The sequence below is a fragment of the Nocardioides sp. B-3 genome (assembly GCF_024703895.1).
GTDB lineage: Bacteria > Actinomycetota > Actinomycetes > Propionibacteriales > Nocardioidaceae > Nocardioides.
This window is the reverse complement of the sequence record NZ_CP087968.1, coordinates 4,358,448-4,379,798: the sequence shown is the minus strand read 5'-3', so window position 1 is coordinate 4,379,798 and position 21,351 is coordinate 4,358,448. Positions and strand designations below refer to the sequence as shown.

23 protein-coding genes, 6 pseudogenes and 1 other annotated feature are annotated in these 21,351 nt (G+C 66.2%); of the genes and pseudogenes, 21 read left to right on the top strand and 8 right to left on the bottom strand.

Annotated features, from left to right (window positions below; genetic code table 11):
- Positions 1-69: 69 nt before the first annotated feature.
- The 9 genes and pseudogenes from LP418_RS35035 to LP418_RS35030 all read left to right on the top strand — a co-directional run.
- Positions 70-429 (top strand): annotated as a pseudogene (locus LP418_RS35035) (SDR family NAD(P)-dependent oxidoreductase); the annotation flags it as partial.
- A 34-nt stretch (positions 430-463) separates the two neighbouring features.
- Positions 464-817: an SDR family oxidoreductase gene (locus LP418_RS29020; RefSeq protein WP_257954651.1), complete on the top strand. Its 354-nt coding sequence runs from the start codon at positions 464-466 to the stop codon at positions 815-817.
- A gap of 28 nt (positions 818-845) precedes the next feature.
- The gene (locus tag LP418_RS29015) at positions 846-1,232 is read left to right on the top strand and encodes a hypothetical protein (RefSeq protein ID WP_257954650.1); all 387 of its coding nucleotides are present in this window, start codon (positions 846-848) and stop codon (positions 1,230-1,232) included.
- The gene (locus LP418_RS29010) at positions 1,177-1,857 is read left to right on the top strand and encodes a hypothetical protein (protein ID WP_257954649.1); all 681 of its coding nucleotides are present in this window, start codon (positions 1,177-1,179) and stop codon (positions 1,855-1,857) included. The genes LP418_RS29015 and LP418_RS29010 overlap by 56 nt, the downstream gene beginning before the upstream one ends.
- Before the next feature lie 325 nt (positions 1,858-2,182).
- Complete coding sequence (locus LP418_RS29005) at positions 2,183-2,560, top strand: hypothetical protein (protein ID WP_257954648.1); 378 nt, start codon at positions 2,183-2,185, stop codon at positions 2,558-2,560.
- Positions 2,482-2,994: a hypothetical protein gene (locus tag LP418_RS29000; protein WP_257954647.1), complete on the top strand. Its 513-nt coding sequence runs from the start codon at positions 2,482-2,484 to the stop codon at positions 2,992-2,994. The genes LP418_RS29005 and LP418_RS29000 overlap by 79 nt, the downstream gene beginning before the upstream one ends.
- A gap of 4 nt (positions 2,995-2,998) precedes the next feature.
- On the top strand, positions 2,999-3,406 hold the full coding sequence (locus tag LP418_RS28995; RefSeq protein ID WP_257954646.1) for a carbon-nitrogen hydrolase family protein: 408 nt from the start codon (positions 2,999-3,001) through the stop codon (positions 3,404-3,406).
- Positions 3,360-3,869: a nitrilase-related carbon-nitrogen hydrolase gene (locus tag LP418_RS28990; protein WP_257954645.1), complete on the top strand. Its 510-nt coding sequence runs from the start codon at positions 3,360-3,362 to the stop codon at positions 3,867-3,869. Before LP418_RS28995 ends, LP418_RS28990 begins: the two co-directional genes overlap by 47 nt.
- Positions 3,870-4,187: 318 nt before the next feature.
- Positions 4,188-4,610: pseudogene (locus LP418_RS35030) on the top strand (GntR family transcriptional regulator); the annotation flags it as partial.
- 103 nt (positions 4,611-4,713) lie between these two features.
- Here the strand turns inward: LP418_RS35030 and LP418_RS28980 are convergent.
- The gene (locus LP418_RS28980; RefSeq protein WP_257954643.1) at positions 4,714-4,911 is read right to left on the bottom strand and encodes a hypothetical protein; all 198 of its coding nucleotides are present in this window, start codon (positions 4,909-4,911) and stop codon (positions 4,714-4,716) included.
- Between the two features lie 248 nt (positions 4,912-5,159).
- Between LP418_RS28980 and LP418_RS28975 the strand changes: the two genes are divergently transcribed.
- From LP418_RS28975 to LP418_RS28935, 10 genes and pseudogenes are all read left to right on the top strand, one after another.
- Entirely contained in the window at positions 5,160-5,687 is a 528-nt protein-coding gene (locus LP418_RS28975) for a maleate cis-trans isomerase family protein (RefSeq protein WP_257954642.1), read from the top strand.
- A gap of 61 nt (positions 5,688-5,748) precedes the next feature.
- On the top strand, positions 5,749-6,150 hold the full coding sequence (locus LP418_RS28970; protein ID WP_257954641.1) for a hypothetical protein: 402 nt from the start codon (positions 5,749-5,751) through the stop codon (positions 6,148-6,150).
- Positions 6,151-6,175: 25 nt separating this feature from the next.
- Positions 6,176-6,517: an SDR family NAD(P)-dependent oxidoreductase gene (locus tag LP418_RS28965; protein ID WP_257954640.1), complete on the top strand. Its 342-nt coding sequence runs from the start codon at positions 6,176-6,178 to the stop codon at positions 6,515-6,517.
- A pseudogene (locus LP418_RS35025) lies at positions 6,518-6,739 on the top strand (SDR family NAD(P)-dependent oxidoreductase); the annotation flags it as partial.
- A 297-nt stretch (positions 6,740-7,036) separates the two neighbouring features.
- On the top strand, positions 7,037-7,702 hold the full coding sequence (locus tag LP418_RS28960) for a nitroreductase family protein (protein WP_257954639.1): 666 nt from the start codon (positions 7,037-7,039) through the stop codon (positions 7,700-7,702).
- A 28-nt stretch (positions 7,703-7,730) separates the two neighbouring features.
- Entirely contained in the window at positions 7,731-9,212 is a 1,482-nt protein-coding gene (locus LP418_RS28955; RefSeq protein ID WP_257957233.1) for an FAD binding domain-containing protein, read from the top strand.
- Positions 9,143-11,488, top strand: coding sequence for a xanthine dehydrogenase family protein molybdopterin-binding subunit (locus tag LP418_RS28950; protein ID WP_336275856.1), 2,346 nt, complete (start codon positions 9,143-9,145; stop codon positions 11,486-11,488). Before LP418_RS28955 ends, LP418_RS28950 begins: the two co-directional genes overlap by 70 nt.
- Before the next feature lie 101 nt (positions 11,489-11,589).
- On the top strand, positions 11,590-12,294 hold the full coding sequence (locus LP418_RS28945; RefSeq protein WP_257954638.1) for an SRPBCC family protein: 705 nt from the start codon (positions 11,590-11,592) through the stop codon (positions 12,292-12,294).
- Positions 12,267-13,409 carry an XdhC family protein gene (locus LP418_RS28940; RefSeq protein WP_257954637.1) on the top strand — a complete coding sequence of 381 codons (1,143 nt, stop codon included), beginning with the start codon at positions 12,267-12,269 and terminating at the stop codon, positions 13,407-13,409. Before LP418_RS28945 ends, LP418_RS28940 begins: the two co-directional genes overlap by 28 nt.
- A gap of 202 nt (positions 13,410-13,611) precedes the next feature.
- Positions 13,612-14,853: pseudogene (locus LP418_RS28935) on the top strand (IS3 family transposase).
- Positions 13,895-14,023, top strand: a sequence feature (AL1L pseudoknot). It overlaps the preceding pseudogene by 129 nt.
- A 542-nt stretch (positions 14,854-15,395) precedes the next feature.
- Here the strand turns inward: LP418_RS28935 and LP418_RS35020 are convergent.
- From LP418_RS35020 to LP418_RS28915, 4 genes and pseudogenes are all read right to left on the bottom strand, one after another.
- Positions 15,396-16,527: pseudogene (locus LP418_RS35020) on the bottom strand (relaxase domain-containing protein).
- Positions 16,511-16,657, bottom strand: a complete 147-nt coding sequence (locus tag LP418_RS28920) for a hypothetical protein (protein ID WP_257954635.1) — start codon at positions 16,655-16,657, stop codon at positions 16,511-16,513. Before LP418_RS28920 ends, LP418_RS35020 begins: the two are co-directional and overlap by 17 nt.
- A gap of 40 nt (positions 16,658-16,697) precedes the next feature.
- Positions 16,698-17,552, bottom strand: a complete 855-nt coding sequence (locus LP418_RS35015; protein WP_442940060.1) for a site-specific integrase — start codon at positions 17,550-17,552, stop codon at positions 16,698-16,700.
- A complete protein-coding gene (locus LP418_RS28915; protein ID WP_257954634.1) occupies positions 17,488-18,087 on the bottom strand; it encodes an N-terminal phage integrase SAM-like domain-containing protein in 600 nt (199 codons plus the stop codon). The genes LP418_RS35015 and LP418_RS28915 overlap by 65 nt, the downstream gene beginning before the upstream one ends.
- A 785-nt stretch (positions 18,088-18,872) precedes the next feature.
- On the opposite strand from LP418_RS28915, the pseudogene LP418_RS28910 reads away from it, so the two are divergent.
- A pseudogene (locus LP418_RS28910) lies at positions 18,873-19,079 on the top strand (potassium channel family protein); the annotation flags it as partial.
- A gap of 53 nt (positions 19,080-19,132) precedes the next feature.
- Here the strand turns inward: LP418_RS28910 and LP418_RS28905 are convergent.
- Positions 19,133-19,771, bottom strand: a complete 639-nt coding sequence (locus tag LP418_RS28905) for a hypothetical protein (protein ID WP_257954633.1) — start codon at positions 19,769-19,771, stop codon at positions 19,133-19,135.
- Between the two features lie 217 nt (positions 19,772-19,988).
- Here LP418_RS28905 and LP418_RS28900 point away from each other — a divergent pair, with 217 nt between their 5' ends.
- Positions 19,989-20,147 (top strand): hypothetical protein, encoded by a 159-nt coding sequence (locus LP418_RS28900; protein ID WP_257954632.1) that lies wholly within the window; start codon positions 19,989-19,991, stop codon positions 20,145-20,147.
- A 153-nt stretch (positions 20,148-20,300) separates the two neighbouring features.
- On the opposite strand, the gene LP418_RS28895 is transcribed toward LP418_RS28900, so the two are convergent.
- Positions 20,301-20,750 carry a hypothetical protein gene (locus LP418_RS28895; protein WP_442940059.1) on the bottom strand — a complete coding sequence of 150 codons (450 nt, stop codon included), beginning with the start codon at positions 20,748-20,750 and terminating at the stop codon, positions 20,301-20,303.
- 10 nt (positions 20,751-20,760) lie between these two features.
- Positions 20,761-20,964 (bottom strand): hypothetical protein, encoded by a 204-nt coding sequence (locus LP418_RS35010; RefSeq protein ID WP_442940343.1) that lies wholly within the window; start codon positions 20,962-20,964, stop codon positions 20,761-20,763.
- Between the last annotated feature and the right edge of the window lie 387 nt (positions 20,965-21,351).

Sequence of the window (21,351 nt, the reverse complement as noted above, 5' to 3'; positions counted from 1 at the left end):
AGCGGCCAACGGGCCGCGCCACAACTTCCGGGGAAAGGACCTCTGGTGGATCTCCAACTGCAAGGCAAGATGGCCCTCGTGACCGCGGCCTCACGCGGCATCGGCCGAGCCGTCGTCGTACGGCTTGCCGAGGAGGGCATGACGGTCGTCGCAGCCGCGCGCACCTGGGGAGTACCTGAGAGCCTCGGCGACGGCAAGGTCGTCTCGATCACGCACGACCCGGCCGACGCCGATGCCACCGGCGACCTCGTTGCCCGGGTCGTGGCGGAGCACGGTCGACTCGACGTCCCGGTGATCAACACGCCTGGACCCGGGATCGTGCCTGTCCTCGACACGGTTTGGGCCGACTGGTCCGGAGCGCACGACCTGCTGCTGCGACCCGTCGTCCAGCTGGCCACCGCCGGCGCACGGCAGATGGTCGAGCAGGGCGGCGGCACCATCGTGCTCCTCTCCTCCTCCACGGGTGAAGCAGCCAGCACCCGGTGGTGTGCTGTCGGCGGCCTACCGCTCCGCCGCTGCGGCCATGGTCAAGACCTTGGCCGCCGAGGTCGCTCCCCATGGCGTACGCGTCGTCCATGTCATGCCGGGTGCGACCGGAACCGACCGGATGCAGGACATCGTGGTGAGCAAGTCGAGCAAGAACGACACGACCGTCGAGGAGGAGATCGCTCAGGTCGTGAAGGACATCCCCCTCGGCCGCTGGGCCGAGGCCCACGAGATCGCCGATGCCGTGGCGTTCCTTGCCTCGCCCCGCGCTGGCTTCGTCACAGGTTCCACCCTGACCATCGATGGCGGCGCTGTCCGCGCCACCTACTGAACCAATCCCACGAAAGCAGGAGAAAGACATGCCCGGGACCTTGACCGAGAACTTCGTCGAGCAGTTCAAGCTCTGTGCAGTGACGGCCGGCGAGCAGGTCGCCGTCATCGCCGAGCTCGGCGAGAAGGACGATTACGTTGCCGCTGCGGTTGCCGCCGCCCGCCAGCTCGGCGCCAGCGCACTCGTGCTGCACGCGTCCAGCCTCTCCAACCCCAACCTGCCGCCGTACCCGGGCCGACGGCCGCGAGGTCGCCGCGCTGCTGGCGGCCGCGGGCGAGTGCGACTTCGTCGTCGACGCCACCGTCGGCGGACTCATCCACTCCGACGTGCGCACCCGCATCACCGGCAACGGCAAGCGCATGCTCTTTGTCGCAGAGCCGAACGACGTTCTCGAGCGCTTGATGGGCAGCGGTGAGCTGCGCGCTTCCGTCGAGCGCGCCGGCAGCAAGCTGCGCGGCGGTTCGATCCTGCGTGTCACGAACGCCGCGGGCATGGACCTCACCGCCGACATCTCCGGCGAGGACCTGCCGATCACCCACCAGTGGGGCTACGTCGACGAGCCGGGCCGCTGGGACCACTGGCCGTCCGGCTTCGCGGCCTGCTTCCCCCGTGATCGTTCCGCTGAGGGCCAGATCGTCCTGCAGCCGGGGGACGCCCTGATCCCGTGGCAGCGCTACGTGCGCGACGAGGTCACCATCAGCGTCAGCAAGGGTTTCATCACCGAGATCGCGGGTGGCGCGGACGCACATGTGCTCAACGACTACTTCGAGAGCTGGGAGGACCCCGAGGTCTGGGCGCTCAGCCACATGGGCTGGGGCCTTCTCCCGCAGGCGCGCTGGTCCGCGTTCGACGTCTACGACCCGCGCAGCCTCTACGGCCGGGAGCTTCGTTCGACCGCAGGCAACTTCATGTGGTCCACGGGCTCCAACCGGTTCGCCGACCGTGAGACACCCGCTCACCTCGACGTGCCGATGCGCAGCTGCACCGTCGAGATCGACGGCGTGGCGGTCGTCTCTAACGGCTCCCCGGTGGAGGTCTGAGCATGGAGCGGCAAGTGATCGAAGAAGCCATTCTCAAGCTCGCTCGCGACAGCGAGCTCCCGGGAGCGGGTCCGCGACAAGCCGGCGGAGGCGGCTGTCGCGCTCGGTATCGACGAGGAGTGGGCAGGCGTCATCCTTGCGGGCGATCGCGACAGGCTCCGCTCGGCCGGGCTCAACGATGGCCTGACCATCCCTGGTCAGCCGCTGGTTCAAGGACGACCCGGGCGACTCCACCAGCGCGGGCCGATTCGTGGCCGAGACCTCCTCGGAACTGCCGGCGGCGAACCTACCGTCGGGACTCGTGTTCGCGGGAGGCTGCTCACACGTGCCAGACGTTCTGGCTCGCCCGGAGATCGACCCGGCGGAGGCAGTCGAACGCCTGCTGTCCGGGTACGCCAAGCTTGCGGCCGACCTCGCCGCTGCCGATCCGGACGTGATCCCGGTGACCGCCGACTGCCACTTCCAGAGCTTCGAGACCGGGCACTTCGTGATCGGCGACGCCGACTCCCACGCGGGTTCGATGGAGTTCTTCAAGCGGCCCGACCCGGACCTGCACCTGACCGGCAAGCCGGACTTCGCGCGCGCCCGGCCGACGCCGCGCGGGCCGGAGGCCTCGAGGTCGAGGTGGCGCCCCGCGTCGACCTCGACCACGGGCTCATCGTCCCGCTGCGGCTCATGTTGCCCCGGCCCGATCTGCCCGTGATCCCGATCATCACGCAGCCGGCGCGCAGCTTCTCGCCGTACAACGCGCGTGCCACAGGCGCCGCCCTGCGTGCGGCGATCGAGGAGTCCGGTCTTCGTGTCGCGATGCTCGCGACGGGCGGCCTGTCGCACTTCCTGGACCCCGGGAAGTTCGGTCAGGTGGACGAGGAGTTCGACACCTATGTCCTGGACATGCTGAAGGCCGGCCGGGGCCCGGACCTCGGGTCGCTGGAGCCCTACCCGCTGCTCGACCACGGCCAGTACGAGTTCATGAACTGGCTGATCATGCTCGGCATCGTCGGTCCGGGCGTGAAGGGAACGGTCTACTCCTACGAGCCGATGGAGGCATCTGGTGGAGGCTGGGCGGTCGTCGGCATGGACACGGCAGCGGCCGGACTCGACCTCGGCGAACGTGCCGCCGCGACGGCAGGCTGATCCGATGTCGAGAACACTGCGAGTCGGGCTCACCCAATGGCATGCCACCGGCGACGTCGAGGCCAATTTGGCCACCGCTGTGGATCTGGTCCGGCAGGCCGCCTCGGCCGGTGCGGAACTCGTCGTGCTGCCCGAGAACGGCCTGATGCTCGGGACCAACACGGCCATGCGCGAGCGGGCCCTGCTGGAATCGGGTCCAGAGATCGGCTCGTTGCGCGCGGCCGCGGCCGAGCACGGAGTCGTGGTCGTGCTGGGCGGGATGAAGAACGCCACGGCCGAGGGTGTGTTCAACTCGGCACTGGTGATCCGCCCCCGACGGCACCCTTGCGGGTCGCTACGACAAGATCCATCTCTTCGATGCACGGGTGAACGGGCAGTCCTTCGAGGCGAGCACGGTCGAGAGCTCTGGTAGCCGACCAGTGCTGCTCGATCTCGGCAGCACGATCGCTGGTCTGACGATCTGCTACGACGTTCGCTTTCCCGAGCTCTACCGGGCGCTGGCGCTGGCCGGCGCAGAAGTATTGCTGGTCCCCGCCGCGTTCATCCATTCGACGGGCAAGGCGCACTGGCACACCCTGCTGGCCGCGCGTGCCATCGAGAACGGTTGCTACGTAGTCGCACCCGCCACCATCCGTGGCGGTCCGGACTCGGACGATGCGTTCGAGACCTACGGACACGCGCTCGTGGTGTCGCCGTGGGGCGAGATCTTGGCCGATCTCGGAGAAGATGCCCCTGCAGTCAAGGTGATCGAGCTGGACCTCGAAGCAGTGGAGAAGGCCAGAGCCACGCTGCCAGTGCTGAAAGGCACTGCCCCGGCGGTGTACGCCACCGAACCGCGTCTGATCAGTGTCACCAACAGCGAGGAGAAGCAATGAGCGGCCAGACTCCGAAGCACACGGACCCCGACGACCTTGAAGGCGTTGCCAAGGCGGGCGAGTGGTTCGGGATCGGCAACGAATTCACCGGCGTACAGGTTCGGAAGGTGTGGACACGCAACGGCGAACGCCTGCAGCTGTGGGTGCCGGCCCGCCAATACACGATCCTGCTCGATGCCATGCAGCTCGAGATCGTCGCCGCCCGGGACGCCAGCGAGTTCAGCTCGCTGTCTCGCTCGCAAGCTCGGGTCCGGGGACATGCTCGGCGGACAAGAAGGATGGACGACGAAGTGACTTCCCTCAAGCGTCCCGGGGACCGTGGTCGACGATCTCGTCGAAACCCTCCGGGAGCGGATCGTCTCGGGCGAGCTTGCTCCCGGTGTCCGCCTCTCCCAACAGCAGCTCGCGGAGGATCTCGAGGTCTCCCGGACACCGCTACGCGAGGCCTTTCAGAGGCTGGCGACCGAGGGCCTCGTGGTCGGTCAGGCCAATCGAGGGATGGTCGTTGCACCAGCGCCTCTGAGCGACGTCGAGGATGCGTACGCGTTACGCCTTCTCGTCGAGCCTGCCACCGTGGCCGCGATCGTCGAAGACGTCACCGACGAAGACATCGCCGCCATGGAGGCAGCGCTCGCCGTCATGGAGCAGGTGGGGGTCACGACCCGCGACTTCCAGCGGACGCACGCCGACTACCACGAGGTCATGCTCAAGCGCTATCCGCCGTATGCAGCCGACCTCATCCACTCGCTGCATACCCGCATCTACCGTCAGCAGCGCCTGTACTTTTCCCGACCGCCTGCGGTTGCGGACTTCTTGTGGCTGGACCGAATCTTCCCGGATGCCGTCAAGGCGCAGAAAGGGTCAGCTCGCGCGTCACCTGCTCGAGTTCCATCTCCTCGATGCGGCCGTGGGCCCGGTGCTCGAGGTCGATCCCGGATACCACTTCGAGGCGCTCGCGGTCTCCCTCCATGGTCTCGGCATGACCGTGCCAGAACTCGGCAACGGCCGGGTAACTCGTCCTTTGCAGCTTCAGTGGCGCCAAGACGTTCCCGACGAGCTCCCGCAAGACCTCAAGACCTCAAATCTGACCGTCGCTTCAACCACCTGATCCGAAGGAACCATCGTCATGACTGCTTACCGTGTGGGCCTGATCGTGCCCAGCTCCAACACCACGATGGAGACCGAAGTACCAGCCATCCTGCAGTCCTACGCGCAAGTCCGCCCCGACACGTTCACCTTCCACTCCGCCCGCGTGCGCATGAAGCACGTGAACAAGGAAGAGCTGACAAAATGGACCGGGACGCAGGTACGGCGGCACTCCAACTTGCCGACGCTCGCGTCGACGTGGTGGCTCTGGCCTGCCTCGTGGCAACCATGTCGCAGGGGGTCGGACACCACCGCGCGTCCGAGGAAGAACTCGGCAAGATCCTCGAGTCGGAGGTCGGCATGCAGGTTCCGATCGTGACCTCGGCCGGGGCGCTCGTGGAGGCGCTCAACTACCTCGGTGCCAAGCGGGTTGCCGTGATCACGCCCTACATGAAGCCTCTGACGGACACGGTCTGCGGCTACATCGAGCACGAGGGCTACCGGGTAGTCGACTCGATCAGCCTCGAGGTTCCCGACAACCCGGCCGTCGGCAGGCTCGATCCCCAACAGCTGATCGAGCTCGCACAGCGCGTCGACACCTCGCAAGCCGACGCCCTCGTGCTGAGCGCGTGCGTCCAGATGCCGTCGCTGCCGGTGCTCCAGCAAGTGCAGGACCAGTTCGACATCCCCGTGCTCTCAGCCTCCGTTGCAACCGCCCCTGGCAGATCCTGACGTCCCTCGGTCTCGACCCTGTCGCCCCCGGCGCGGGCAACCTCCTCAAGGGACAGTGACCATGTCGGTCGTGCTCGCGGTCGGCCTTGACCGTCTCTGCCACGACGTCCTCACCGAGACCATCGACGAGAGGTCCGAGCCAGTCACGGTGGTCACCTGCTCAGACGCACGAACCGCACGGAACTGGCTGGGGGAGCGTGGCAGCGAAACCCCGGTGATGATCATCGCGGCGTTCCGCGAGCACGAAGCTTGGAGTCTGAGCGCCCTCTTCACGCGACTGCGTTCCCGGGCCCTTGGCGACAGGACCGAGCTCGTGCTCGTATCCGAACTGCCCGCCGTCGCGCTCCCGGTCCTGATCACCGACGTGAGTGGTCTGCACACAGTCCTTTCCGGCTCGGGCATGGAGCTGCGACACCACCTCAACCAGACCTTTCCCGATCAGCTGGCCGCCTCGGCCAGCTGACCTACGACGCATCGGAGACATCACCATGGGAGCACTCGACGGCAAGGTTGTCGTGTTCACGGGCGCCGGCGCAGGCATCGGCCGCGCCGTCGTGGCCCGCTACATCACCGAGGGCGCGAAAGTTGTCGCCGTCGACATATCGCCCAAGGTTCTCGAGCTCACTCAGGAGCACGGCGACGCCGTGATTCCGGTGCAGGCTGACATCACCACCACGGGAAGGCAACGTGACGGCGTGCGACGCCGCCCGCGATACGGGGCAGGATCGACGTCTTCGTCGGCAATGCTGGGATCACCGACGCCATGGTCGCCCTCGAGACGATCCCGGGCGCGGCACTCGGCAAAGCCTTCGACGAACTCTTCGCAGTGAATGTGCTCGCTCCCACCTTGGGTGTCCGCGCTGCCCCTGGACGACCTGATCGCAACGCGCGGCTCGGTCATCCTCACGGGCTCCTTCGCCAGCTCGAACGCTGCTGGCGGCGGGGTCCTCTACACCGCATCGAAGCATGCCGTTCTCGGCCCGGTCCGCCAGCTTGCCTACGAACTGGCCCCCGACGTACGAGTCAACGGTGTGGCCCCGGGCGTTGCTGCCACCCGACTTCGCGGCCTCACCACGCTCGGCCGGGGCATCACTGAGTCCGTGCTCGACGGCACCGAGCTCGCCCTGCCACTCCGGGGAAGTCCCCGACGTCAGCGCCTATGCCGGCGTCTTCACCCTGCTCGCGTCAGGGGACGCAAGTGCGATGACGGGTTCCATGGTGACGGTCGACAGCGGGTTGGGCATTCGCGGGATCGCCAAGCCCGGCGGTCGGGTTGGGCACCGACGCCCAGATTGAGGCGAACGACCTCACCGCAAGGTGCGGTCGGCCAAGAAGGGACGGAGGACACCATGGAGCTGTACGACGTGATGCGGACCACCGCCGCGGTCCGGGACTTCACCGGTGATCCACTGAGCGACGAAGTTCTGCACACGATCCTCGACAACGCTCGGTTCGCGCCCAGCGGCGGCAACCGCCAAGGTACCGAGATCGTCGTCGTACGCGAGCGCGCAACACGGGAGGCACTCGTCGAACTGACCCTGCCCGGCGCACGCCGCTACATGGCGCAGCGGCAGGCCGGCGAAGGTCCTTGGAACTCGGTCGAACCGACGTCTCTGACGGCCGCGGAGATCGCTTCGACAGACGTACCCGACAGCATGACGGCACCGCTGCTGAACGCGTCGGTCGTCCCGGTCGTCTGCGTCGATCTACGGTTGGTTGCATCGCTCGACCGGGAACTCGACCGGATCGGCGTGATCAGCGGTGCGTCGGTGTATCCCCCGGTCTGGAACATCCTGCTCGCGGCCCGTAACGAGGGCTTCGGCGGAACGATCACCACCATGGCCGTGGCAGAGGAACCCCGGATCAAGAGACTGCTGGGGATACCGGAGGCGTATGCCGTTGCGTGCGTCGTGCCCTTGGGCAAGCCTGTCAAACAGGTCACGAGACTGACGAGGGTCGCGGTCTCTGAGCTGGCCCGCCGCGAACGCTGGGACGGGGAGCGCTTCGGAGTCTGATCCGCATGCCGACATCAAGCGCTTGGTGATGGTCTGGAGCAAGCAGAAATGCCGCACCTTGGAATCGCAGCAGTTTCAGTTCAGACCATTGCTATCTGAGAGAGTGTATGCAAAAGTGCAGACACTTTGGAACCTGCAAGTTGACCCGCCCGACCACAAGAAGGAGCCGGTGATGAAGCCACCACGGTTTGACTACGAGCGCCCGACGACCATCGGTGAAGTGCTCAGGCTTCTGGCCGCCCACGGGGACGACGCGTCCTTGCTCGCCGGCGGGCAGAGCCTGCTGCCGCTGCTCAACATGCGGTTCGCACGGCCGGAAGTCGTGATCGATCTCGGACATGTGACGGGCCTCGACACCATCGAGGTGACGCAGAAGACAGTGGTCGTCGGTGCCGGGGTACGCCTCGCGCAGCTCGAGCGCGACCCTGAGCTGGCAGCCATCCTGCCCGTGCTCGCCCGCGCCGCATCATTCGTCGCGCATCCCCAGATCCGCAGCCGCACAACGATCGGTGGGACGCTCTGCCATGCCGACCCCTCAGCGGAACTCCCCTGCGTCGCAGTCGCGACGGGTGCCCGGATGCACCTCCGATCGGAGTCGGGAGACCGTGCGATAGACGCGGGCGACTTCTTCGATTCCGTGTTCATGACCACCAAGCGTTCGGACGAGCTTCTGGTGGCGGTGGAGTTTCCACGCCTGCCCGGGATGACGTATCGCTACGACGAGGTCGCACGCAGGCACGGCGACTTCCCGTTCGTAGGCCTCTGCATCGGGCTCGCCGTCGACGGTGGTGTCTGTAACGGCGGCCAGCGCCGCAGCCGCAGGCGTGGCCGACAAGCCGCTCCGGCTCGAGGGGCTGGAGCGGGCGTTCATCGGCCACTCGGTCGCCGAGGCGGTCGAGGCCGCAGCACATGCAGCGTCGGCAGAGGCCACTCCGTCCGACGACCAACACGGTTCAGCGGAGTTCCGCCGCGGGGTCCTGCGGGGTCTCGTACGACGGCTTTCCGAAGAGTTCAGGGAGGCAGTGGCATGACCGAACAGACAAGGGCCGTGCGAATCACGGTGAACGGGGTGGACCGCGAAGCCGACGTGCCCGTGCGGACTCTGTTGAGTGACCACCTCCGGCAAGGGTGCGGGCTCACCGGCACCCACGTGGGTTGCGAACAGGGTGTATGCGGTGCGTGCACCGTGCTGGTCGACGGCGAGGCCATGCGGTCCTGTCTGATGCTCGCAGTCCGGGCGGACGGCCGGACGGTCGAGACAGTGGAATCCCTCGCCTCGGGCGACGAGCTCAACGGCTTCCGGGCCGCGATGATCGAGCAGCACGGTCTGCAGTGTGGTTTCTGCACCCCCGGGATCCTGATGAGTGTGACCGGAGCCGCGCGCAAGGGATGCCCGATCGAAGATGTCGAGGGCGAGATTCTGGGCGGCCATGTCTGCCGATGCACCGGCTACAACGGGATCCGCGCGGCGATCCGCCAGCACTGGGAAGAGAAGGGAACCGTGCGATGAGCACGACGGATCACTCCTCCGACAGCCTCATCGGCGCGCGTGTCCCGCGCGTCCGGGACGACCGGATGGTGCGGGGTCGCGGTCAATATGTGGATGACATCGCAGACATTGGCGTCCTCCACGCAGCCATCTTCCGGAGTCCCATCGCAGCCGGAGAAGTCACCGCCTTTGATGGGGCCGCAGCCGAGGCCCTCGACGGTGTCGCGCTCGTGTTGGGGCCCGACCAGATTGCGGCGCTTACCGATCCCGTTCCGTCGAGCTGGCTGCTCTGGGGCCAACAGCTCATCGATGTTCCGATCGTCGACCGGTCGATTCGCTACGTGGGTCAGCCCATCGGGATTGTGGTCGCGTCCTCGCGGGCGGTAGCCGAGGACGCCCTCGAACTGTTGGACGTTGATTTCGAGGACCGACCGGCGGTCGTCGGCGTTGAGATGGCGCGTATCGAAGGTGCGCCCCCGGTCTACCCGCAGCTGGAGAGCAATCAGGTCGGGTCATTCCAGTTCGGGCCACCCCGGGAGGTGCTTGAGCAGGTTTTCGCCGCCTCGGCCCACGTCATCGATCGGACCTTCACCATCCCGAGGATCAGCCACAGCCCGCTCGAGCCGCGCGGCCTTGTCGCGGAATGGCTCCCCACGACGCTTCAGCTCACAGTGCACAGCAGCACTCAGGTGCCGCACATCGTCCGCCGGGACGTGGCCCGGGCGCTCCGACTGCGTCAGGACCGAGTGCGCGTCGTGGCCAACGATGTCGGTGGCGCGTTCGGCCAGAAGACCTCCCTGTTCCCCGACGAGACGATGGTGTGCCTCGCGGCCACGTTGCTCGGTCGTCGGGTCAAGTGGATCGAGGACCGGGTCGAGAGCCTCTCGTCCAGTTATCAGGGCCGAGGCCGGGTTACCCGTGCCCGGCTCGGCATGGACGCCGACGGCCGGTTCACGGTGATCCATGCTGACATCCACGGAGACGTGGGGGCGTTCACCAGCACCGGTACAGGTGGCACGGGCCCGTTCCAAGTCTCCGGACTCATGATCGAGGGTCCCTACAAGTTCGATGCCGGCGCCTCCACCGTGACCGCCCGGTACACCAACGCTGTCCCCACGGGCGCCTTCCGCGGCTACGGCATGCAAGAGGCCACCTTCATTCGTGAGCGCCTCGTCGACGAGGCGGCACGCGAGCTCGGGCTGGACCCGGTCGAGCTGCGCCAACGGAACATGATCACCGCAGACGAGCTCCCACACGTCACCAACACCCAGCTTCCGTACGACAACGGTGACTACCCGCAGGTGCTGGCGCGCGCCGCCGCCCTCGCCCGGGCAGGAGCCCGACCGGGCACGGAACGAGTCCGCCGGGGGATCGGCTACTCCTCGATGGTGGAGATCACCGGGTTCGCACCAAGCGCGCTGCTCGAGATGTACAACATTCATTGGAGCGGTTGGGAGTCGAGCACGGTCAGGGTCAACGAGGACGGCACGATCACGGTTCACTCCGGTGTCACGTCGGTCGGGCAAGGCATTGAGACCTCGCTGGCACAGATCGCTGCGGAGCGGCTCGGTGTCCCGCTGTCGTGGGTTCATGTCCAGCTGGGAGACACGCTCACCTCGGGCTACTCGAACATGGCATCGCAGGCCAGCCGCGGGCTGCCTCTCGCCGGTGGCGCCCTGTGGAACGCGGCTGAGGCGCTGCGGGAGCGAATGCACGCCCTTGCCTCGGCCTATCTCGAAGCAGCGCCGGAGGAGGTCCAGTACGCCGACGGCGAGTTCCGTGCCGAGACCGGAGCCGCCATTGCGTGGCGCGAGGTCGCCCACCGCGGCTGGATGGGCTGGCGTCGACGTGCCGAAGATCCGATTCGTCTCGAGGAGACGTTCGAGTACGACCCGGCGAGCATCACCTTCGGCTACGCCACTCATGCCGCACAGGTGGCCGTCGACCTCGACACCGGAAAGGTCTGCGTGGAGGACTACTGGGTCGTCCACGACTCCGGTGTCGTCGTCAACCCGCTGATCGGCGACGGACAGACCATCGGCGGCGTCGCTATGGGCATCGGGTCCGCGCTTCTGGAGGAGGCGACCTTCACGGCGGATGGGCAGCCGACCGCGACCACCTACCTCGACTACGTCCTGCCGCTCTCGGAGGACGTACCCGACCTCGTGCTCGACCACATCGTGACGCCCAGCGAGCTGACCCCGGGCGGCTTCAAGGGCCTCGGAGAGAGCGGCACCATCCCGCCGCCGGCGGCGATCGCAAACGCGATCGCTGCGGCGGTACCAGATCGCCGGTGACGTCGTCGCGATACCGCTGAGCCCCACCCGCGTGTGGACGATGCTCGACGCTGCCGGCCTCACCCGCTGAAACCACCAACAAACCCCAGAGAGATCAATCCATGCAATTGCAGCACGCGTTCACGGTTCCTGTTCCGATCAACGAAGCACGGGAGCTGCTCCTAGACGTCGAGCGGATCGTCCCGGCCCTGCCCGGCGCCTCCCTCAACAGCTTCGAGGGCGATTCCTTCACTGGTCAGGTGAAGGTGAAGATCGGCGCGATCCAGATGGCCTACAAGGGTCAGGGCAAGTTCACCGAGCGCGACGAAGAGGCACGACAGCTGGTGATGGCGGCGGAGGGCAAGGATACGAAGGGTGCCGGCACCGTTGCGGCGACCATCGCGTGCAAGCTCACCGAACTGGAAGCGGCCACCCGGGTCGATGTCACAACAGACCTCGCCCTCACTGGTCGCCCGGCCCAGTTCGGCCGTGGTCTGCTCAGTGACGTGAGCTCGAAGATCATTGACCAGTTCGCCGCCAACATCAGCAGCGCGCTGGAAGCGCCCGCCCCGGTCGTCTCGGAGTCGGTCACCGCTGAGACCCATTCAGGGTCGCCGGCGGGTGCCATGGCCACGCCTGCAGTGAAGGCAGTTCCGCTGCCCGAAGCGGAGCCACTCGACCTCATGAGCGTCGCCGGAGCAGCAGTTGCGAAGCGGGCCGTCGCCGGTGCCGCTGCGGTCGCGAGCGTCGTGTTCTGCAGTTCTGCTGGTGCGCGGCCTGCGCGGCTGATCGAACGCCGATGCGGGACGTACTCATCGACCTGCTGAGATGGTGGCGTGCTGGTGCACCGGTCGCGCTCGCCACGGTGGTCGAAACCTTCGGATCGGCGCCACGTCAGCCCGGATCCTGCATGATCGTGGGTCCGAGCGGCGAGGTGGTCGGATCCGTGTCGGGCGGGTGCGTGGAGGGCGCTGTCTACGACATCGGCACGACGGTCATCGACTCTGGTCTCGCATCCCTTCATCGGTTCGGGGTCAGTGATGAAGGTGCGTTCGCTGTGGGGCTGACGTGTGGCGGGATCCTGGACGTGTTCGTCCAGAGGATCGACCGGTACGGATTCCCTGAGCTTGCGGCGGTCGCCGAAGACGTCGAGTGCGGACGGCCAGTGGCGATCGCCACCCTCGTCGCGCATCCAGATCCTGCGCGCGTCGGGGCGCACGTCGTCGTCCGACCAGACGCCTTGGAAGGGTCGCTCGGGAGGCGTCGGATGGACGACGCGGTAGCGGCCGACGCGCGCGGCCTGCTCGAGGCCGGGGCAACGAGTGCTTTGCGGTACAGCGCCGCTGGCGAGCGCCGGGGGAGGACGCGATGGTCCCTGGTCGTCAGTTTCGTGCCGAAGCCGCGGCTCATCGTCTTTGGAGCGATCGACTTCGCTGCGTCGATGGCACACGTCGGGTCCTTCCTCGGCTACGACGTCACCGTTTGCGATGCGCGACCGGTCTTCGCGACCCACTCCCGCTTCCCGTCTGTTCGCGAAGTCGTTGTGAAGTGGCCTCACCGCTATCTCGCGGAGGAGATCGCGGCCGGACGCGTCGACCGCCGTACGGCGATCTGCGTGCTCACCCATGACCCCAAGTTCGACGTACCTCTCCTTGAGGTTGCGCTCCGCTTACCCGAGGATGTGTACGTGGGGGCGATGGGGTCACGTCGAACTCATGAGGATCGGGCAGCACGCCTTCGGGAGCGCGGCGTCGGCGAGGGCCAGCTAGCGCGACTGGCGAGCCCGATCGGACTCGACCTCGGATCCCGGACGCCTGAAGAGACCGCGATCAGCATCGCGGGCGAGATCATTGCTCGCCGCTGGAACGGGAGCGGACGGAGCCTGACAACGGTCGACGGGCCGATCCACGGCAGCCACCACGAGGTCGTTCCCGCAAGCTGAGCACTCGGTCTTTTGTCGGACGCCGGCCTCAAGGAATCCCCGTTCGGAGACGCGCCCAACTTCGACGGATCAGGAGTCGGTGCGCTGCACTGGTACTCGGCCCGCGCCACCTCCGGGTACTCGAGACGGCGGTAGGCGAGGGGACGAGGACTGAACCGCCCCGGCATGTCCGGAGAGCTGATTCGTTGGAAGGATCACTCTCATGGCACGTCCCTCGAAGTACCCGACCGAGCTGCGCGAGCGCGCGGCACGGATGGTGATCGAGTCCAAAGCGGACTACGACACCGAAACAGCGGCGATGCGGTCGGTGGCCGCGAAGCTCGGCATCACGTCCTTGGAGTCCCTGCGTAAGTGGGTACGCCAGGGCCGAGGTCGACGGCGGTGTCCGCACTGGCAAGACCAGCGAGGAGATCGCTGAGATCAAGGCGCTGCGCAAGGAGGTCACCGAGTTGCGTCGGGGCCAACGAGATCTTGAAGGCGGCCTCGGCTTTCTTCGCGGCGGAGCTCGACCGCCCCAACAGGTATTGATCGACTTCATCGACAACCACAAGCAGGTGTTCGGGGTCGAGCCGATCTGCCGCGTGCTCAGCGAGCACGGAGTCAAGATCGCCCCTTCCACCTACTACGACGCACGCCGTCGCCGCCCGTCGAAGCGGGCGCTGCGCGATGCCGAGCTGGTTGCGTTGATCGAAGCCGAACGCGCACGACAGAAGCTCCTCAAGCGGTTCGGTGCCGGGGAAGATGTGGATCCACCTGCGTGGCCGAGGTCATGACGTCGCCCGCTGCACCGTTGAGCGGCTCTACCGCCAGCAGGGCTGGGTCGGCGCCCTGCGCCAACGCCGGCTTGTCGCGCTGCCTTCCGATGGCACGAGCCGACCCGAGGACACGGTCGATCGGCAGTTCTGGGCTTCGCGGCCGAACCAGCTGTGGGTGGCGGACTTCACGTACGTCGCGACCTGGTCCGGGACGGTCTACGTCGCGTTCGTCTTCGACGTCTTCAGCCGCCGCATCGTCGGGTGGCGTGCCGCGACAAGGATGACGACCGACACGGTGCTCGACACCCTCGAGCACGCGATCTGGACCCGTCGCCGAGCTGGCATCACGGACCTGTCCGGCCTGATCCATCACACCGATGCCGGGTCTCGATATGTCAGTTTTGCCTTTACCCAGCGGCTCATTGACGAGGGGGTCGACCCGTCCGTGGGGTCGGTGGGTGATGCCTATGACAACGCCTTGGCTGAGTCTCAGATCGGGCTCTACAAGGCCGAGCTCATCCGCCCCCGAAGGGCCGTGGCGAGGTGTCGAGCACGTCGAGCTCGAGACCTTGAACTGGGTCGACTTCTTCAACACCGAAAGGCCTCACGAAGCACTCGCCGACCTGACCCCGATGGCCGCCGAGGAACTTCACTACGCTTCAAGAAACGAGCTCAAACCGACCGGCTGAGCCACCAAATTCAGACTCCGGAATCTCCGGGGCGGTTCAGACTGGACGGTCGCCCACGCAGCAACTCAGCAGGGAACTGGCGAGCTTCCTCATCGACTCGAAGGTGTCCATAAACAGGCCAGAAACTCTGTCAAGGGCTGTCAATCATCGCCAGCGCGACAGCACGAGATTCCAGCATTTGTGCAGGTCAGGTGCCATCCACCGGCAGAAACTGTCAACGGGTGTCAACCGCTCAGCGTGCTCGGAGCGGCAGCGGAGGGTTGTTGGTTCATATAACCCCAGCGCCAGCACAACCCCAGCTCCAGCCCAATCCGGCCCTCTCAAGTGCGGGGCTTTGCCAACAGGGCAACGTCGAGGGAGCGTGGTACAGCTGTGACGACCGGGGGGAAGCTCCACCGGGGGAGGAGCGCTGCAGTGCCGCGACGATCGGTCGGAGGAATCGACGGCTTGGGGCCCGTCGACATCGAGTCGAGAACCCGCAGGATAGTGACACGGCATTCGGCGTCGGTGCCCCCGGCAAGAGTCGAACTTGCGACCTTCGCTTAGAAGGCACGTGCGGCGAGGGCGTCGATGAGGTTGGCGTCGACGGCGAGGACGCGTTCGGACGTCAGGTTGCGGATGTGTTCGGGGACGTCGCCTCGGTCCAGTAACGGCGCGCACCGTGTCCGGGCACGGTCAGCGATGTTTCCGACCAGCTCGTGCCGGACCGATGGCGCGGCGACCACGCCGACGGAGGCAATCAGTCGTTCGGCCTCGCCGCGGATGTCGGCTGCGTTCCATGCCGACCGCTTGGCGCCGAGCCAGGTGAGCACGAGGTCGGCGGCGACGTCGCGGTTGAGCCGACCGATCTGCAGGCCCGGCTCGGTCGCCGGGTTGGTCGGTAGGGTCGGATGGGTGAAGCCGAGGTCGTGAAGTTCGTTGGTCCATGCGGCGACGAGGTCGGCGCCGCTGCGTGGCATGACCTTGTCGGGCCTTGCGTCCGCCCAGTGGCGTCGGTTCCGGGTTTGGCGCAGTCGCGGTCCGGGCTCGTGGCCGGGGTGCTCGGTCTGCCAGTCGGCTTCGTATCGGTCGACGTTGCGGTTGAGCTGTGCAGCGCGCTGGCTGAACCCGGCCGTGTACGGCGCGAGCTGAGGGATCTCCCCGTCGTCGTGGAGCGTGTAGCCCCCGCGCGGCAAGGGCGGCCCGGAACTCGGGGTCGCACATCACGGCCGCGTGTCCGATGCCGTTAAGCGCCTCGATGCTGTCGACGACGCCGACGGAGTGGAGTCCGCGCCATGCCCCGCGCGCGAAGACGCGGGCGTTGATCTGGACGTGGAGGTGGCGGTGCGGGTCGCCGGCGCGTGAGGTGTAGTGCTGCACGACGGCCGCCTCGAGCTTCTCCACCGGGACCTGCACCTGTCGGCCACGGGGCCCGACCCGGGTGGTGGCGTGCTTGGCCACCCAACCGATCACCTCACCAGCCGCCCGGTCCATCGCCGCGTCGTACGCGATCGCGATGTGGGGATGGAGTGCGGCGGCGAGCGACCGGGACTTCGGCCCGTTCACTACGACCTCGACGAACCGCAAAGCGCGTGCGTCGTCGCGCAGCCGGCCCTTCGCTGCGCCGGTCAGTACGTCGTAGCCGGCGACCCACCGCTCATACGCGGGCCCGTCGAGATCATCTACTCGCTGCACCGTGCCCGGGGTTGCGAGGCAGTGCTCGGCCAGACCGGTGCCTTCGGCCGAGGTAGTAGTCGTCGGCGCGGGAGTGGTCAGCCTCGACGTAGGAGTCCGCTGCAGCCGCGGACCCCCGAAAGAACTTCACCCCACCGTGCATCAGCCTCGTCACCGCCCGTCAACACTCGTCACCTAGCCTTGAAATGACGCTCGGTCCACCCCCGAGGGGCGGACCAATCTACGGACCTTCGTAGCATGCGCGCCGCTCGTTGGGTGGGTCTCAACGGACCGATCAGGCGATTGGGTTTTCGAGTCGTCACTGATCGGCAATCGCTGTCGAGATGCAGCGCGACTTGGCGACGATTCGGGGTTTGCTCGGTGGCTCGAGCGGAACCACGACCCGACGGCTCACCACGGGAACACAACGGTCCGGTCTCACATTGGCGCTCTCCGGGGCCAGACGCGGCAGGGAGGGCGTCCACTGATGCGACTGGTCTTCCTTGGCGCTTGGTTAGAGGTCTTTCGTCGCCGGGTTCGACAGGGCTTCGGCTATGACTTTGTCGCGGTTTTTGGCCGCGTGTTGGTAACGCAGTGCTGCGCCGGCGGTGGAGTGTCCGAGGCGGGCCATCAGTTCGGCCGGGGGTGGCGCCGGTGCTTGCGGCCGGGACTGCTCCGGTGTGGCGAAGGTCGTGGAACCGGAGGTCGGGCCTTCCGGCTTCCTCGCGTGCCTTGTAGAAGACCTTGTAGAGCGTGGCGGGTGCAAGGTGCTTCGTCGGGTCGCCAGCGGCAGGGAACAGGAGACCGTCGCGTCCTCCGGTGATGTTGTCGCCCGAGTGCGCCTTCACGACGGGGAAAAGGTGCGGCGGAATGCTGACGTCGCGGGTGCCCGCATCTGACTTCGGGGTGCCGATGATGAACTCCCCGTTGACACGGACGACGGCTCGGCGGATCTTGACGACGCCGTTGGTCAGGTCGAAGTCATGGCGGCGTAGCTCGGTGATCTCCCCGAACCGGAGTCCACACCACGCGGCCGGGAGCACCATGAGGCGGTAACGCTCGGGCATCGCCTTCGTCAGCGCCTCGAGCTCGGGCAGGGTGGCGGGGCCGATCTGCTTGACGCGTTTCGTGTTGCCAGCTCCCCGAATGTGGCATGGGTTGAAGTCGATCAGACGACGTTGAACGGCGTCCCCCGGGATCGTTCTCATGAGGCCGTAGGCGTGCGCCTTCGCAGTCGGGGGTCGCCTCGCCCATCTGGTAGTGCCAGTCGTCGATCAGGCCGGCCGTGACGTGCTTCAAGGCGACGTTGCCGAAGGTCGGGAGGATCTTCGCGTCGAGGATGCCGCGATAGTGGTAGCGGGTGCGTGGCTTCAACTGACGGTTGGTGAGCCAGCGCTCGGCGTGCTCCCCGAACGTCAACGGCTTCTTCGTCGTCGGCGGTGCCCAGTCCTCGTTCTTGATCTCGCGGCGGCGATCGGTGAGCCACGCCTCGGCGTCCTCGGCCGCCTCGAAGGTGACCGACGCCGTGTGGCGGATCGTGTCCGGACCGATGTAGGAGGCCTGATACCTCTTGCTTGGCAACTTCCTGATCGCCCTGAAGCCTCGCCTGCGTGCCATGCCCACTCCCCAGATCGTGCAACAACGTGCAACAAGGATGGCAGAATCTGGCTGGTCGTGTCCATCCCTACCCGGCGATACAGAACCTGTTTTCGCAGGTCAGAACAGTATTGTCACCTTCTGTCCAGTATCGCCGGGCGGGCCGGAATAAGATTCGAACCCAGTATCGCCCACCAACATGAACCGCCCCCGGACTGATGAATCAGTCAGGGGGCGGTTGTGATTTGGCAGCAAGACGCGAGAGATCGACGCAATTTGTAGAACCCCGGACCACCGGGCGGACGCGACCTAGGGTTCGGCCATGACACGGGTCCAACGCTGGGAGAAGCGCTCAGAGATCCCACTTCTCTTGCTCGCCCTCGCCTTCTTGATCGCCTACGCGTGGCCAGTCCTGGACCCACGACTCGATCCAGACCTACGGACTGTGCTCGAGGTAGCGAGCTGGACGGTCTGGGTGGCATTCGGCCTCGACTTTGCGATGCGCTTGTATCTGGCAGACGAACGAGGGCGGTACGCCCTCTTACACTGGTACGACGTCGCGCTGATCTTGCTGCCCATGCTGCGACCTCTGCGGCTCCTTCGCATCCCGGCGTTCGCGCGTGTGCTCAACCGCTCGGCGGCGGGAACCTTGGTCGGCAAGGTGTCCACCTACGTCGCAGGGACCGCTGTAATGGCACTTGGCCTCGGCGCAATAGCAGTGTTGGACGCGGAGCAGGACGCATCGGGAGCAAACATCACGACCTTCGGCGACGCTGTGGTGGTCGGCTACCACCGTCACCACTGTCGGATACGGGGACCGGTTCCCCGTGACGACCACCGGACGGCTCGTAGCCGTTGCGCTCATGCTCGTCGGCATCGCCTGCATCGGTGCCATCACAGCTGGAGTGGCTGCCCGGCTGGTGGCGCAGGTCGAAGCTGACGCACGGGCGGATGAGGTCAAGGGGGATGGCCCGTGACGCGCCGGAAGGACGCTCGTTCGCGGGTGCTCGGAGCGGCACGATCTCGAGCATCAAGCCGCCCCGTCACCGTAGCGACTTGAAGAGCGGCTACCGACGAAGTAGTTGGAAGACCGCGCATCGCCGGCCGTAGCAAGGAGCGACATGCGCGCTTCGTAGTCCCATCGCGTGCCCGGCGGGCTCCACCAAACGGCGCCGTATCCATGAGGCCACTGAGTCAGCGATGTCAGAACGGCCGTGGTAACGATGATCACCGAGGTTCCTGATTTCAGAACCTCTAGACGCTCGGATTGTGGAGAATCACCCGTGAGAACTGCAACCTTGATCTGCTGCGCTCTCAGATGGTCGCGCACGTAGTAGGCATCAGCTCGACGCAGCACGGAGACGATCCACCTACCGATGTCCGAGCGTTCATGAAGCAGGTAGTCAAGGGCGTTCAATCTCGCGTCCGCTGCGTCGGCGCTCTCAATCTTGTCGGCGAGACGCCGGGCGTGAGTTTTATCTTCTGGCGTGGACCGGATCGATGAGACCGCGCCGGTGGCGACCTTAAGCAGCATCTCGTGAAGCGATGCACCGGTAGAGGAGTCGGTCTCGTCGAGGTCGGACTCGGCGAAGCGAGCGAGGAACTGTCGGGCCCGGTCAAGCGTCCGGACGTCTAGCGCGGAATCCTCGTAGTTGATCGTGGTGAGCACGACACGGCGCGTCGCCACATCGAAGTCCTGCTCTGTGACCTCGAAGAAGGTCTGCGCGCCATCCCACTCAGAACGGGCTCGTCCCTGTCACGAGTGCAATCTCTTTCGCCGCGCTTAAGAATCCGCCCTGATCCAGAGATTCAGGGGGGGCGCCTGTTACCCCGTCGTAGAGGAGTAGATCAAAGCGGTAGTTTGCTAGGGCCGTCCGTGCCTGACCGTGCCGGGCGCGGGCGAACGTAGCGACGATGACGCCACGGGGGCGAGCGACTTGCGCGACGCTTCGCAACAGGAGGGCATCAGAAGCCGAGCGCAGAATCTCGACATCGACCCCTCGGCGGTCGAGGCGAAGTGCCCACTGTTCGGCAAGGGCCTGTGACGGGACCAGAATCAGCACGAGACCTTTCATGGACGTCTCGCCAATGAACGCTTCCAGAGCGGACCGGATCCCGGCCCCGGGGAATGGTTCGGATGACAGCACGTCGGGGTCCAGTCGGACTGCCCAGTTCCGCCACCATCGCGTCGGTTGACCTCATGCCGTCTGGCCCCTTCGAATCAGAATCTTCCGTCGCAGCCACCCGACGGCTGCTACCAGAGTCTCGAGCTCCCCGACCGAGACGTCATCGCGAAAGTGGAACACCTTGTTCCGGATCTCGCGCACAGGTTCAAGGGTTGCTGTGACGAGATCGCGACGGGAACCGAAGGCGTGTCGAAACAGGTCGCCGTAGCTGGCTTCGTTCAGGAGCACGCTCATCAGTTCTCCGAGCGTCAGGTCCTCTAGCCGCTTCGCCCCTTCCACATGTGCTGCGGCGATAGCTGCCCCTAGACCTGCCCCGTCGGTGCATGAGCGCATCAAGTCTCTGATGGCGAGTTCGACATCTTGCAGAAGTACAAATGGTCGGGTGGCATTCCACAGGAAGACGTTGACATCCGTTGCTGTTGCAACGGCCAGCAGGTTCGTCTCGTCTCCGACGAGTACCACTCCGTACGATTCAAGGCTGTCCAGGGATGGAACTGACTTCGTCGGTAACTCTGACAAATGGAAGATCTTCGACAAGATCGTCGACAGGCGCGTCGAGCGGATTGTCCTGAGGACGCATGAGGGCAAGTCCTTGCGCAAGTGAGCGGTAGCTGAAGACGCCCACGACATGTCCGGCCGTGACAACAGGAACTTGGTCGTATCCGCCATGCCGCATCACGTCCAGTGCGTCACGCACCCGGGTCCCGGGCGGGACGCATACAACCTCCCGGTCGTCTGGGATCAGACGCCCGACGCGAAAGAACTCGTGGAGACCTTCCACTCGTGTCCTTCCGCAGACCTGATTCGACGTTTCTCCTGATGCGCATGGCTCGGAGGTGATTCTAGGGGTGCAACAGAGGTCTGAGTCTGCGGAGGGGCCTCTTCGCTCGACGCATCGCCCCAGCCCGGATGGAGAGTTGGTCGCGGACGTGGCCGCCCGCGCGGGCGAGAATGTACGCGGCGTCACCCGTTCGTGCAGCAGACCCGTCCGCTGCGCTGCGCAGCCGGACCTGGTTCCCACCGGTTCATTGGCCGGCCGAGTTGGTGAAGCCGGGCCCGTGTC